Genomic DNA, 12,954 nt, shown 5'->3' with positions numbered 1-12,954 from the left:
CCTGTTTTGCGTGATGCTGATCGCTTCCTTTGCGGAATTGTTCAGCATTGGCATGGTGATCCCTTTCCTCGGCGCACTGACCACGCCAGAGATTATCTACGAACACCGATTCGCCAAGCCGCTGATCGCCATCTTTGGCTTGGTGCATCCCAAGGATCTGCTCTTGCCGACGACCTTGGTCTTCGTGACGGCAGTGGTCCTTGCTGGTAGTGTTCGATTCATCCTGGTGTGGATGCAGGCACGGATCAGCTTGAGTATCGTCAACGAACTGGCTACCGGCATCTATCATCGGACGTTGAGTCAACCCTATGCGGTGCACATTTCAAGAAACAGCAGTGAAATCATCTCAGGCATCTTGAGCAAGGTCAGCGGGGCCATAGGGGGCACTTTGGGGGCTAGCCTAGTGATCATCAGTTCGCAGCTCATTCTGGCGGCCATCCTGCTGACGTTGTTGATGGTCGACCCGGTGGTGGCCTTTTCTTCGCTGCTCAGTTTTGGCACCGTCTACCTGCTGATCACCCAGCTAACCAAGAAGCAGCTGGCCCAAGACAGCGAACACATCAGTCGCGCATCGACGGAAGTCGTGAAAGTGTTGCAGGAGGGTCTGGGGGGCATCCGCGAAGTGCTGCTGGACGGTACGCAATCCATTCATAGTATGGCCTATCGTCGGGCCGACACCAACCTGAGAAAAGCCCAGGCCAATATCCAGATCATTAGTATCGGTCCTAGGTATGCAATAGAAGCGCTTGGGATGGTCATTATCGCGGTGATTGCCTACGTACTCACCAACCGGCCGGGTGGCTTCGTGACGATGATTCCGGTAATAGGCGCTTTGGCGATCGGCGCACAGAGAGTGCTGCCCTTGTTGCATCAGTCCTACTCCAGTTGGGCATTGATCTTGGGAAACCGAGATTCTCTGCGCGATGCCTTGGATCTCCTAGAGCAGCCGCTTGTCGAGGACGGTGGGTCGTCGTCAACACCGGTCAACATCCGGTTCAACCAGTCGATCCGACTCGATAGGGTCTCCTTTCAGTACGCTCCTCAAGCTCCTCTGGTTCTTAGCAATCTGAGCCTCTCGCTCCCGAAGGGGGGGAGGATTGGATTCATTGGTGCCACAGGGAGCGGGAAAAGTACCTTACTCGATATCTTGATGGGGTTGCTACAGCCGACCGAGGGCAGTCTTCTTATCGATGAGGTGGTTTTGAGCGGGGTCAACCGCAGAGCATGGCAATCCCATATTGCGCATGTGCCACAAACGATCTTTCTGTCGGATGCAACGATTGCAGAAAACATCGCATTCGGGGTGCCGCGTGATGAAGTCGATCTTGAGCGTGTCAAGATTGCTGCAGGACAGGCTCAGATTTCGGGTGTCATCGAGTCTTGGAGCGCTCAGTACGATACCCAAGTCGGAGAAAGGGGCATCAAGCTCTCCGGCGGCCAGCGGCAACGCATTGGTATCGCGCGGGCACTATACAAACAGGCGGATGTGATCATCTTCGATGAGGCGACCAGTGCGCTCGACAACGAGACGGAGCAGGCCGTCATGCAGGCTATTGACGGCCTTGGGGACCATCTGACCATTCTTATAGTCGCCCATCGCCTGACGACATTGAAGAATTGTACTCAGATCATCGAATTGCAAAACGGTGAGCTGAAACGGATCGGAAGCTATGCCGACATTGTTGAAAAGCCCGGCCAGTTGGATGGGTAGCTTGGTAGGTACGATGCAAGCGGCCCTGTTCCTTGACCGTGATGGCGTGATCAATGTCGACCACGGCTATGTGCACCGCCATGAGGAGTTTCATTTCATGGACGGCATTTTCGATGTCGTTCGGGCGGCCCGTACGCACGGTTATCGCGTCGTGGTCGTCACCAATCAGGCGGGCATCGGTCGTGGCTACTACAGCGAAAAGCAGTTCCGTGTACTTACGGACTGGATGTGCATTCGCTTCAGTGAGGAACGAGCTCCTATCGACCGAGTGTATTTTTCCCCCTACCATCCGACTGCCGGGCTGGGAGAATACAAGCAGGACCATATATCCCGTAAGCCGCGGCCAGGCATGCTCTTCCAGGCCCAGCGCGAACTTGGGATCGACTTGGCCGCCTCGATTCTGATTGGCGACAAGCTCAGCGACATAGAGGCAGGTATCGCTGCCGGGGTTGGCAGGAATCTCTTGTTGCAGGCAGAGGGTAGGGATGCCCTTCCCTCTGCCGGATATGTGCAGATCAGAATGTTGTGCGAGGCTCTGTCGTTCCTCGCTGATCCCGGATTATGGAGATCCTGACTTGAAGTTACTTGTTCTGGCTGGAGGCTTTGGCACCCGTCTGCAATCCATGCTCCCGGGTATACCCAAGGCCTTGGCTCCGGTAGGAGAAGTGCCCTTTCTCGAGCTGCAGCTTGAAAACTGGGTTGCCCAAGGAGTCCGTTCTTTCGTATTTCTCCTGCACCACCAAGCCGATCAAATCACGGGCTTTCTGGGCACGGTCAAGAACGGGCTGCTCAAGGATTGTGAGGTCATGAGCTTGGTCGAACCCGCGCCGATGGACACCGGAGGGGCCGTTGCGTATGCGGTTCGGGAACTGGGCCTCAATGGCGACTTTCTCGTCACCAATGCCGATACTTGGCTCGGCTCGGGCATTCGGGAGCTGACCGCGTCGCGTGCGCCTGCGATAGCGGTGATCCGGCTGGATGATTCCAGCCGCTATGGACAGGTGCAATTCGACGACAGCCACCGGGTCGCAGCGTTCACAGAGAAGAATGCCATGGGCGCGCCAGGCTGGATCAATGCAGGGCTTTGCCGATTGCGCGCCGGCATATTCGATAATTGGGACGGGTCCAAGTTTTCCCTGGAGAGACAGACATTTCCGGAATTGGTCCAGCGTGGTGAATTGCGGGCCGTCGCCATCGAACCTGATTTCATCGACATTGGCATCCCCGAAGACTATCAGCGATTCTGTCGCTGGATCGAAGCAGGCCGCAAGGGCACGTTATGCAAATAGACAAATTCCTGATTGCCGAGAACGCGACGCTGCGGGAAGCGCTGTCCCACATCGAGCTCAACCATCATGGCATTGTCATGGCGGTGGATATGTTCGGGCGCGTCACCGGCCTGGCCACCGATGGGGACATCCGGCGCGAACTGCTGAATGGCCGCACGCTGGATGACCGGATCTCCACCTGTATCAATGCCGAGTTCTTCTTTGAAGATCCCGCGACCCCGCGCGAGGCATTGCTCAAAAAGCTTGACCACCGCATTCGTGTCATTCCCCTGCTTGACGCTGATCGCCGCTTGGTGGGGGTGGTCAGCCGCGATCACTTGCCGGTGCGGGCCGAGGAGGCAGTCTTTGCCCGCGCCAGATCGCCGGTTCGGATCAGCTTCGGCGGCGGCGGCTCGGATCTGACCCATTTCTTTTCCGGCCAGGATGGAGCCGTGATCAACACCACCATCTCGCTCTACAGCCATGCCACCCTGCGCATCCGGGACGACGAGAAAATCACCATTCATTCTCTGGATCTCAAGGATACGCTGCATGCCGATAGCCTCAAGCACGCGCTGGAAAAGGATGACCGTTTCGGATTGATCAAGGCCCTGCTGTGGACCGTGCAGCCGGACTTTGGCTTCGATCTCTACCTGCACTCGGATTTTCCAATGAACTCGGGCCTCGGAGGTTCGGCGGTGGTGTCGGCGGCCATCCTGGGATGCTTCAACCAGTTCAGGCTCGATCAATGGGATCTGCACGAGCTGGCCGAGCTCGCGTTCCAGGCCGAGCGGCTGCATCTGGGCGTGGCAGGGGGCTGGCAGGATCAGTATGCGACTGTTTTCGGTGGCTTCAACTTCATCGAATTCAAGATGGAGCAGAATATTGTCCACCCGCTCCGCATCCACCCCGATATCCTGCTTGAACTCGAGGAAAGCCTGATCCTGTGCGACACCGGCACCACGCACGACTCGGGGGGCATCCACGAGGATCAACGGCGTCAGATGGCGGACCATTCCATTCGCCGGCATGTCAACACCAACGTCGAGCTGTCCTACCAGATCCGCAATCAATTGCTGCGTGGCAAGCTGCTTGATTTCGGGCATTCCCTGCATGAAGCCTGGCAGTTCAAGCGCCAGTTCAGCAGCAAGATTTCCACCGGCCGCCTCGATCGGATCTACGAGGAAGCCCGGGGCCACGGCGCCCTCGGCGGCAAACTGCTTGGCGCGGGCGGGGGAGGATTCTTCCTCTTCTATGTGCCGCCATTCAGGAAACACGAATTGATCCAGCACCTGGAAGCGTCGAAGCTGCAGGTGCGCCCCTTCCGCTTCGAGCAGGAAGGCTTGCGCGCGTGGACCGTGCGCGAGCACAGAAATCACATGGCAATCGAGAGCGTATGAAAATGAAAATCGGGCAATGCGAGATCGGCACCGGCCGCACCTACGTCATCGCCGAAATCGGCAACAATCACAACGGCAGCCTAGAACGCGCGATCGAGCTTATCGATCTCGCCCTCGATGCGGGCGCGGATGCAGTCAAGTTCCAGATGCGGCACTTGGACCAGGTCTATCGCCAGCGCACCTTGCGCAAGGACGGCGAGGATCTGGGCACCGAATACGTGCTCGACTTGCTGCGCAGGTTCGAACTCACGGTGGACGAGCATCGTCAGCTGGCCGACTACTGCCGCACGAAGGGCGCCGTCTATCTCTGCACGCCGTGGGATGCGCGTAGCGTGGATGTGCTCGAATCGTTTGGCGTCCCAGCCTACAAGGTGGCATCGGCCGACCTCACGAACCTGCCCCTACTGGACTACCTAGCGAAGACCGGCAAGCCGCTGATCCTGTCCACGGGGATGAGTACGCCGCAGGAGGTGAAGACCACAGTCGCCTATCTTGTCAAGCGCAACGCGCAGTTTGCGCTGCTGCATTGCAACAGCACCTATCCGGCGCCCCTGCATGACATCAACCTGAAATGGATGGAGCCACTTCGCAAGATCCACCCCTTGGTGGGCTACTCGGGGCATGAGCGCGGCATCCATGTCTCCCTTGCCGCCGTGGCATTGGGTGCCGTTATCATCGAACGCCATTTCACCTTGGACCGATCGATGGAGGGACCGGACCATGCGGCGAGCCTGACTCATGCGGAACTCAAGCGTCTGATCGAGGGTATCAGGGAAATCGAGCTGGCCCTTGGTGACGGCCGGGACAGAGTCATGTCCCAGGGGGAAATGATCAACCGCGAAAACCTGAGCAAGAGCCTGGTGGCGTCCATCGCCCTGCCCAAGGGCACCGTGCTCACGCCGGAACATATCAAGGTGCGTAGCCCGGGGCAGGGACTGTCGCCGCAAAGGTATGAGGAACTGCTGGGGAGGACGCTGCAGCGGGATATGGGAGAGGAAGATTTCTTCTATCCGTCGGACCTGTTGGAGACGCGGGTGTCTCCCCGCGCCTACCGTTGCAGCCGGCCGTGGGGTGTACCGGTCCGCTACCATGATTTCGCGGAATACGCGGCCATGATCAAGCCGGACCTCTGGGAGTTCCACCTGTCCTATTCGGACATGGATATCGATCCGGCGGGTTTCCTCCAGGGCACCTATGCAGAAGACTTCGTGGTGCATGCGCCGGAACTCTTTGCCGGCAGCCGCCTGATGGACCTGGCCACACCGGATGAGGCCTACCGCAAGGAATCCCTGCGGGAGACCCAGCGCGTAATCGATATCACCCGGGATCTCAAGCGTTTCTTTCCGAAGACCCGCCGGCCCCTGATCGTCGCCAATATCGGCGGCTTCACCATGGACGAGCCGCTGCCTGCCAGCGTGATCACGAGCTACTACGAGCGTTTTGCCAGCAGCTTGGCCGAGCTTGACTTGGAAGGCGTCGAGCTGATTCCGCAGACCATGGCACCTTTCCCTTGGCATTTTGGTGGCCAGCGCTATCAGAACCTGTTTGTGAAAATTGAAGAAATTGTCCACTGGTGTGGCAAGCTGGGGTTGCGCATGTGCTTCGATGTGTCGCACAGTGCCTTGACCTGCAATTATCTGGGATACGACATTTACGACTTCAGCGAAAAAATCGCACCGTTTACAGCGCACCTGCACCTCGGGGATGCCAAGGGCCTCAATGGTGAGGGCCTGCAAGTCGGAGAAGGCGATCTAGATTTCACCCACCTTGGTGCCATTCTGAAAAAGGGATGCCCGACCGCCTCCTTCATTCCAGAGATCTGGCAGGGGCACAAGAACGGTGGTGAGGGATTCTGGGTTGCCATGGAGCGGCTGGAAGGGGTTTTTTGATGCAGGGCATTGAAAGCATCCATGCCGAGTTGTCGGCATCCATCGCGGTCAAGCAGGCACTGCTGAATGATGAAAAGCTCCTTGCCCAGATTGAGGCGCTGGTCGTCAGGTGCATAAGCTCCCTGCGAGGCGGCGGCAAGATCATTTTTGCTGGCAACGGTGGCAGTTTTGCCGATGCCCAGCACCTGTCTGCGGAATTTGTCTCCAGGTTCAAGTTCAACCGTGCACCTCTGGCGTCGCTGGCACTGGGAACGAACAATTCTGCAATCAGTGCGATCGGCAACGACTATGGCTACGACCAGGTTTTCGCGCGGGAACTGGAAGCGGTAGCCAAGGCGGGTGATGTCTTCGTGGGCATCAGCACGAGTGGCAACAGCCCCAACATCCTGGCTGCAGCGGAAAAAGCGGCCGCGCTGGGAATCAGCTGCTTCTCCCTTACCGGTCGCACTGGAGGGAAACTGGCCGACATTTGTGAGTGCCTGAGAATGCCGTCGGACGAAACTGCGCGCATCCAAGAGTGTCACATCACTATCGGACACATCATCTGTGGGCTGGTGGAGAGTCAATATTTTGCAAAAAAGTGAAATCTCAATGAGCAATGTTGTCGCCCTGATCCCCGCCCGCTCCGGCTCCAAGGGGGTGCCGCACAAGAATATCAAGAGTCTGGGAGGGCATCCCTTGATCGAATGGTCGATCAAGGCCTGTCTGAAGTCACGGCTGATCGACCGCGTTATCGTCTCGACGGATTCCCAGGAATATGCCGATCTCGCCATCAAGCTCGGCGCCGAGGCGCCGTTCCTGCGTCCTGCGGAAATCGCGGGCGACCGCTCGACGGATTTCGACTTCGTGCTCCACGCTCTGGACTGGTTTGCCATCCATGGAGGTGAGCCGGAATTCCTGGTTCACATGCGACCGACTACCCCCTACCGCACGCCAGAACTGATTGACCAAGCCATCGAGGCATTCCGTAGGGAGTCTCAGGCAACCGCACTGCGCTCAGTGCATGAAATGTCCGAGTCAGCCTACAAGACTTTCGAAATCGCTACGGCAGGCCAGTTGAAGCGGCTGGGTGCCGACAATACCGCGCTCGATGCGGCCAATAACGCTCGTCAGCAGTTCCCTGTCACCTACCAGGCCAATGGCTATGTCGATGTACTGTTGTCAAGTTTCGTCAGAAGCCACGGATTGATTCACGGTGACTGGGTCATGCCGTTCATTACGCCGGCCGTGGTGGAGGTCGACACCGAAGAGGACTTCGTCCACCTTGAATTCCTGCTGGATCGCAATCCTGAAATCGCTCACCAACTTTTTGCCTGAGGTCAGACATGGCTGGACATGAATTTTCCCGTAGTCCTCAACAAGTGCCCTTGGTGAGTACTGCACATCGCACCATCAAGACGGCAATTCCAGCGCCGGGAACCGAGCAGATCCTCGATAACCTAGACCGCTATGAATCTCGTTCCATGCATGGGCAGTTCCCCCTGATCTGGGAGAGGGCCGTGGACGCCAGTGTGTTCGATATTGCCGGCAATCGCTGGATTGATTTCACCTCCACGATCTTCGTTGCCAATGTGGGCCATTCAAATCCCCGGGTGACGGCTGCCATGCAGGCCACGATGGAAGCGCCCATCTACAGCTGCTATGCCTATCCAAACCGCATCCGTGACGATTACCTGCAAAGGCTGATTGCCTTCGCTGGCAAGCCTTTTGAAAAGGCTTTCCTGCTGTCGGCCGGGACCGAGGCTACCGAGGCTGCCCTGAAGCTCATGCGCATGCATGGGCAGAAGCAGGGCAAGCGCCGCCGCGGCATCGTCTGTGTGGAAGGTAACTGGCATGGACGCACCATGGGTGCGCAAATGATGAGCAGCAACCTGGCGCAGCGGGATTGGATCGGCTTTCAGGATGCTGACATTCACCACATCCCCTTCCCCTACCCTTGGGTGCTCAACGGTTCGAGTCCGCAAGCTTTCCTCGAGGCGGGCCTAGAAAAACTGGCAGCCAAGGGCGTCGATCTGGCGCAGGACGTGTGCGGTTTCATGCTTGAAACCTTCCAAGGCTGGGGCGCTGTGTTCTACCCCAAGGAATTTGTCCAGGCCATCGAAAAGGTATGCCGCAAGCATGATATCCTGCTTGCCTTCGACGAAATGCAGGCGGGTTTCGGCCGCACTGGCCGTCGCTTCGGCTTCCAGCATTACGAGGTGACGCCGGACCTGTTTGCCTGCGGCAAGGGTATGGGCGGTGGTGTGCCTCTCTCTGGCGTGGTGGGTAGGGCCGAGATTATGGACCTACCGGAAATCGGCAACATGAGTAGCACCCACTCCGCCAACCCTCTGGTGTGCGCGGCCGGTCTGGCCGTCATCGATGAACTGGAGCAACGTGACCTGCCCGGCGAAGCCGCCCGCAAGGGTGAGCTGCTGTTCAAGGGCCTAGGTGCCCTGCAGCAGCGCTTCCTAGACCGCATCTCCACCCTGCTCGGCAAGGGCTTGGTTGCAGCCGTCCTATTCCGCCATCCTGAAACCGGCGCCCCCGATGGCGCCTTCACTAGCCGGGTCGCGGAGCGCTGTATGCAGAAGGGACTGCTGGTGGTGCACACCGGGCGCGAGTCGATCAAGATCGGTCCGCCCCTGACCATTGCGGACGATGCCTTGCTGGAAGGCGTGGAAGTGCTGGGTGAGGCAATCGCGGAAGTGGCCACAGAATGATCCGTGCGATTCGGCATACCGGCTTGGTTGTGGCGGACCTAGACCGTGCACTGCACTTCTGGTGTGACGTGCTGGGCTTCAAGGTGACAAAGCAGATGGAGGAGACCGGTTCTCATCTGGATGCGATGATGGGCCTGACGGGTGTGCGTGTGACCACGGTCAAGATGGCGGCGCCCGACGGGCACTTGCTCGAATTGCTGCGCTTCCACTCCCATCCCGACAAACCAGGTTGGGAAGGTACCCCCTATTCAACCGGGTTTACCCACATTGCCCTGACGGTGGACAATCTGGACCAGCTCGTTTCTCAGCTCATGCAGGAGGGTGTCAGCTTTCCCGCATCTCCCCAGTGCTCGCCGAATGGCTACGCGAGGGTTATTTATGCCAAGGGACCCGAAGGCATTTTGTTGGAATTAGTTGAAGTTCTTAAAACATGACAGAAAAACGTGGTTATGCGGATGTCGTATGTAGCGAACAGGATCGGCCGCTGACAACGTACCCAGAGAAATTAGCGCGCTATCTTTTTGAGCGGTTCGATCTGAAACCGGGCGACAAGCTGCTGGATGTCGGCTGTGGCCGTGGCGAATTTCTAAGTGGCTTTATTCAATGTGGTGCCGTTGGCTTTGGCGTTGATCAGTCGAGAGCTGCGGAAAGTTACTGTCCTGATGCAACACTGAAAATTTCCGTCATTGAGAATGACTGCATTCCTTATGATGACAATTTCTTCGATGTCGTATATTCAAAGTCAGTATCGAACATTTCTACTATCCAGAGAGGATGGTTAAAGAAATTTTTAGAGTGCTGAAACCTGTGGATACGGTTTTCGAAGGAGATCATGCTGCTTTCTTGTGTAACCAAGCCTTTGGACTAGCTTGAAGGCGAGGAATTTATCCAACGATTGAGATTGCTAATTGAGATGGGCGCATGGCCAGTGGGATGAGTATAGTTCTGCAATACAGCTTTTCTGTTCCGATGTATCGGAATATATGAACACTCAGAATACCGTTATGGATGAAAGACGGAGCGAGTGGTAATCAAAGGTACTCACCGCTCTAAATTTCGCGAAGTCCAACATGGCTCGTGACGACAACTCATGCCAAGGTCAGCTTAGAGGTTACCGAGTTTGCGATTCATTTTTCTGATAGAAAAACCTTTTTCAGAACACGACGCCAATCGATTTGGCGTGAAAACCCTGAAGGAAAAAGGTTTCAACGTTGAAGTATGGGATGTAGGTCCGCTATGTGTCCCAAGGTATCCCCGTGATGACAGCGCTAAGAGACCCAACATCGAAATCAAAACATTCGAAAGCTACGAATGCCTGCAGTGTGCTTTAGGTGCTTTGTCTTCAGATGATGTGATTCTTGGGTTAGCAGGCATGTCTCTTGAGCAAGCGTGGCCGTATCGACGGCTGCGGAAAGCTGTCTTCAACGCGTCTGCGAGAATTGCCACAATCACAAATGGACACTCTCCTTTCGATCGTTGGAGTACGAGTTGGGACAAGCTAAGAAATCTGTTCTCGGCCCACTTTAGTGTTACAGCATTTGCGCGGAGTCTGGCAGGCTTCATGGTGTATGAAGTAAAGACAGTCGTCGGAACCGTGATAACCCTAGCTAATCGCCACAGGCTAGACTATGTGTTTGCTGGCGTAAGCACTTTGGGGCTTGACCAAGGACTCATCGGAAAGAAGACAGCAATATTCCATATTCATAATTTAGATGCTGACGCTCTGTTGAAAGTAGAAAATCGCGGAATCGCGACGGGAGAGAAGCACATCGTCTATCTGGATTCGATGGGGCCTTTGCATCCAGAGCTGGTGGCGTATCAGATGTCATTCAAAATTGGCACATCCGAGTTCTTCTCGTCGAACCTTAGGTGCCTGGTACATCTGCAACGGCAGTTGGGGATGCCCTGTGTGGTTGCTGCGCATCCTAGGACACAGCCCGGTCAACTAGACGCATTCTTTTCTCCATATCCTGTTTTTCATCAACAGACCCCCGAACTGGTTGCCCAGAGTGTTTGTGTAATTGCTGAACCAAGCCTGTCGTTGGGCATGGTCGCTTGGTTCAATAAGCCCGCAATCATCCTTTGGCATAGAGATCTTCCGGACTGGAACAAACAACTGCTCAAGGATTTTCAAGATGCCTTGGGATGTGCGGTATGGGATGTGTCCGACGAAAAAACCTGGGTGATTCCCCGAGTCGACCCGGTGCGTTATGCCCGCTATCGTGAGAGTTATTTGAAGAAGCCCGGTACGACAGACAAGCCATTCTGGGAGTTTGTTGCTGAAAAGTTGCTGATCGAGTAATTTCAAGGGGGCCATGTGTATTTCAAATTACCATGCAACCATAATGCCCAAGGTGAGCACAAATGAATACAATCAGCCAACGAATTGGATTCATGCAGGGGCGTTTGTCGCCGCTGATCGATGGAAAAATCCAAGCATTTCCCTGGCCATGGTGGCAGCAGGAGTTCCATGCAGCCAGTCAGCTCGGGCTACACTTGATGGAATGGACTATCGATCAGAATCGACTGCATGAAAACCCGCTGATGACTCCTGAAGGCCAAGAGGAAATAAGAGGTCTCTGCAAGCAATTCGACCTAACCTTACCTTCCCTGACCGGCGATTGTTTCATGCAAGCGCCATTCTGGAAAGCAGAGGGACAAGCTAGGGCGTCCTTGGAGACCGACTTCGTGGCCATTGTTCGTGCTTGCGCTGCGGTTGGCATAAAGATGATTGTCGTGCCGCTGGTCGACAATGGCCGGCTTGACAGCGCGGTACAGGAAAATACGCTGGTGGAGTACCTGCAGGCGCAGTCTGCCCTTTTGTCTGAACTTGGTGTTCAGGTTCTGTTCGAGAGTGATTTCTCTCCCCGCGAGCTTGCGCGTTTCATCGGTCGCCTCGATCCGGATCGGTTTGGCATCAACTACGACATCGGCAACAGCGCCGCCTTGGGCTTCAATCCGGCCGAAGAGTTTGATGCTTATGGCTCCCGCATCTTGAATGTTCATGTAAAGGATCGCGTATTGGGCGGCACTACCGTACCACTTGCCACGGGCAACGCGGATTTCCCAACCGTTTTTGCATTGCTGCGTGCCCATGGTTACCAAGGCAACTACATCATGCAGACTGCTCGTGCGAGCGACGAGCGCCATTCTGAAACTCTGAAGACGTATATGCGGCAGATCGAGGCTTGGGGCTCTGGCGGCTGAGCAAAATGCAACTGAATCTAGCAAACAAGAGCGTACTGGTTACTGGTTCATCGCGCGGCATCGGTCGTGCAATCGCCGAGTCCTTTCTCGCTGAGCAAAGCAAAGTAGCATTCAACGGGCGTGATCCGATCCAGCTTGAGCAGACGGTCTCAGATATACGCCACAACAATGCAATTGCGGTTGCGGGTGACGCCAGTAAACCTGCGCAGGCGCAAGCCACCCTTGAGAAGGTACTTAAGGCTTTCGGCAGGCTGGACATACTAGTGTGCAATGTTGGAGGTGGACGCTCCGTACCCCCCGGGCAGGAAAGTTACGATGAATGGCAACGGGTATTTGAATTGAACCTGTGGAGCGCAACCACAATGATCGAAACTTGCCGGCAGGCATTAGCCGAGACACAGGGAGTTATTGTATGCATTTCGTCAATCTGCGGCCAAGAAGTTGTGCCGGGCGCTCCCGTCACATACTCGGCTGCCAAGGCCGCACTGAACGCCTATGTCCGCGGTTCGGCACGCCCCTTGGGCGAACTGGGCGTTCGGATCAACGCAATCGCTCCTGGTAACATCCTGTTCGAAGAATCCGTCTGGAACCGTAAACTTAATGAAGACATCAAAGCCGTTGAGGATATCTTGAAACGCGATGTGTCGCTGGCAAAATTCGGATCTCCGCAAGACGTCGCCAACTTGGCACTCTGGCTGGCTTCGCCAGCGGCGGGTTTTACTACCGGAAGCATCTTTGTAACTGATGGCGGCCAGGTCCGCTCGTAAGGAAAAATAC

The 12,954-nt window shown here is 56.0% G+C and carries 13 protein-coding genes; all 13 read left to right on the top strand.

Annotated elements, in window-relative coordinates:
- Positions 1-13 precede the first annotated feature (13 nt).
- The 13 genes from G542_RS0110550 to G542_RS0110495 all read left to right on the top strand — a co-directional run bounded on the left by G542_RS0110550 (position 14) and on the right by G542_RS0110495 (position 12,944).
- Positions 14-1,711 (top strand): ABC transporter ATP-binding protein, encoded by a 1,698-nt coding sequence (locus tag G542_RS0110550; RefSeq protein WP_081666816.1) that lies wholly within the window; start codon positions 14-16, stop codon positions 1,709-1,711.
- Positions 1,671-2,285 (top strand): D-glycero-alpha-D-manno-heptose-1,7-bisphosphate 7-phosphatase, encoded by a 615-nt coding sequence (locus G542_RS0110545; protein WP_211218815.1) that lies wholly within the window; start codon positions 1,671-1,673, stop codon positions 2,283-2,285. Before G542_RS0110550 ends, G542_RS0110545 begins: the two co-directional genes overlap by 41 nt.
- Before the next feature lies 1 nt (position 2,286).
- A complete protein-coding gene (locus G542_RS0110540; RefSeq protein WP_162142353.1) occupies positions 2,287-3,000 on the top strand; it encodes a sugar phosphate nucleotidyltransferase in 714 nt (237 codons plus the stop codon).
- Positions 2,991-4,379, top strand: a complete 1,389-nt coding sequence (locus G542_RS16645) for a GHMP family kinase ATP-binding protein (protein WP_027824085.1) — start codon at positions 2,991-2,993, stop codon at positions 4,377-4,379. The genes G542_RS0110540 and G542_RS16645 overlap by 10 nt, the downstream gene beginning before the upstream one ends.
- On the top strand, positions 4,376-6,268 hold the full coding sequence (locus G542_RS0110530; RefSeq protein ID WP_211218814.1) for an N-acetylneuraminate synthase family protein: 1,893 nt from the start codon (positions 4,376-4,378) through the stop codon (positions 6,266-6,268). The genes G542_RS16645 and G542_RS0110530 overlap by 4 nt, the downstream gene beginning before the upstream one ends.
- Complete coding sequence (locus tag G542_RS0110525) at positions 6,268-6,852, top strand: SIS domain-containing protein (RefSeq protein WP_027824083.1); 585 nt, start codon at positions 6,268-6,270, stop codon at positions 6,850-6,852. Before G542_RS0110530 ends, G542_RS0110525 begins: the two co-directional genes overlap by 1 nt.
- A 7-nt stretch (positions 6,853-6,859) precedes the next feature.
- Positions 6,860-7,585: an acylneuraminate cytidylyltransferase family protein gene (locus G542_RS16640; RefSeq protein ID WP_051190018.1), complete on the top strand. Its 726-nt coding sequence runs from the start codon at positions 6,860-6,862 to the stop codon at positions 7,583-7,585.
- An 8-nt stretch (positions 7,586-7,593) separates the two neighbouring features.
- Positions 7,594-8,970 carry an aspartate aminotransferase family protein gene (locus G542_RS0110515; protein WP_027824082.1) on the top strand — a complete coding sequence of 459 codons (1,377 nt, stop codon included), beginning with the start codon at positions 7,594-7,596 and terminating at the stop codon, positions 8,968-8,970.
- The gene (locus G542_RS0110510) at positions 8,967-9,404 is read left to right on the top strand and encodes a VOC family protein (protein ID WP_027824081.1); all 438 of its coding nucleotides are present in this window, start codon (positions 8,967-8,969) and stop codon (positions 9,402-9,404) included. Before G542_RS0110515 ends, G542_RS0110510 begins: the two co-directional genes overlap by 4 nt.
- A complete protein-coding gene (locus G542_RS18050) occupies positions 9,401-9,772 on the top strand; it encodes a class I SAM-dependent methyltransferase (RefSeq protein ID WP_081666811.1) in 372 nt (123 codons plus the stop codon). The genes G542_RS0110510 and G542_RS18050 overlap by 4 nt, the downstream gene beginning before the upstream one ends.
- A 378-nt stretch (positions 9,773-10,150) precedes the next feature.
- Positions 10,151-11,272 carry a hypothetical protein gene (locus G542_RS0110505; RefSeq protein WP_155826659.1) on the top strand — a complete coding sequence of 374 codons (1,122 nt, stop codon included), beginning with the start codon at positions 10,151-10,153 and terminating at the stop codon, positions 11,270-11,272.
- 62 nt (positions 11,273-11,334) lie between these two features.
- Positions 11,335-12,177 carry a sugar phosphate isomerase/epimerase family protein gene (locus tag G542_RS0110500; RefSeq protein WP_027824079.1) on the top strand — a complete coding sequence of 281 codons (843 nt, stop codon included), beginning with the start codon at positions 11,335-11,337 and terminating at the stop codon, positions 12,175-12,177.
- A 5-nt stretch (positions 12,178-12,182) separates the two neighbouring features.
- Positions 12,183-12,944 (top strand): SDR family NAD(P)-dependent oxidoreductase, encoded by a 762-nt coding sequence (locus G542_RS0110495; protein ID WP_027824078.1) that lies wholly within the window; start codon positions 12,183-12,185, stop codon positions 12,942-12,944.
- Positions 12,945-12,954: the final 10 nt, after the last annotated feature.

The organism is Laribacter hongkongensis DSM 14985, from assembly GCF_000423285.1.
In the GTDB taxonomy this organism is placed as follows: domain Bacteria; phylum Pseudomonadota; class Gammaproteobacteria; order Burkholderiales; family Aquaspirillaceae; genus Laribacter; species Laribacter hongkongensis.
The sequence above is the reverse complement of the archived record's forward strand: the minus strand, read 5'-3'. Positions and strand labels throughout refer to the sequence as shown.

Excerpts from the sequence above, each read along its gene's own strand:
- G542_RS18050 (WP_081666811.1), top strand. The coding sequence starts at position 9,401 with ATGACAGAAAAACGTGGTTATGCGGATGTCGTATGTAGCGAACAGGAT.
- G542_RS16640 (WP_051190018.1), top strand. The coding sequence starts at position 6,860 with ATGAGCAATGTTGTCGCCCTGATCCCCGCCCGCTCCGGCTCCAAGGGG.
- G542_RS0110515 (WP_027824082.1), top strand. The coding sequence starts at position 7,594 with ATGGCTGGACATGAATTTTCCCGTAGTCCTCAACAAGTGCCCTTGGTG.
- G542_RS0110530 (WP_211218814.1), top strand. The coding sequence starts at position 4,376 with ATGAAAATGAAAATCGGGCAATGCGAGATCGGCACCGGCCGCACCTAC.
- G542_RS0110550 (WP_081666816.1), top strand. The coding sequence starts at position 14 with ATGCTGATCGCTTCCTTTGCGGAATTGTTCAGCATTGGCATGGTGATC.
- G542_RS0110495 (WP_027824078.1), top strand. The coding sequence starts at position 12,183 with ATGCAACTGAATCTAGCAAACAAGAGCGTACTGGTTACTGGTTCATCG.
- G542_RS0110510 (WP_027824081.1), top strand. The coding sequence starts at position 8,967 with ATGATCCGTGCGATTCGGCATACCGGCTTGGTTGTGGCGGACCTAGAC.
- G542_RS0110525 (WP_027824083.1), top strand. The coding sequence starts at position 6,268 with ATGCAGGGCATTGAAAGCATCCATGCCGAGTTGTCGGCATCCATCGCG.
- G542_RS0110545 (WP_211218815.1), top strand. The coding sequence starts at position 1,671 with ATGCCGACATTGTTGAAAAGCCCGGCCAGTTGGATGGGTAGCTTGGTA.
- G542_RS16645 (WP_027824085.1), top strand. The coding sequence starts at position 2,991 with ATGCAAATAGACAAATTCCTGATTGCCGAGAACGCGACGCTGCGGGAA.
- G542_RS0110500 (WP_027824079.1), top strand. The coding sequence starts at position 11,335 with ATGAATACAATCAGCCAACGAATTGGATTCATGCAGGGGCGTTTGTCG.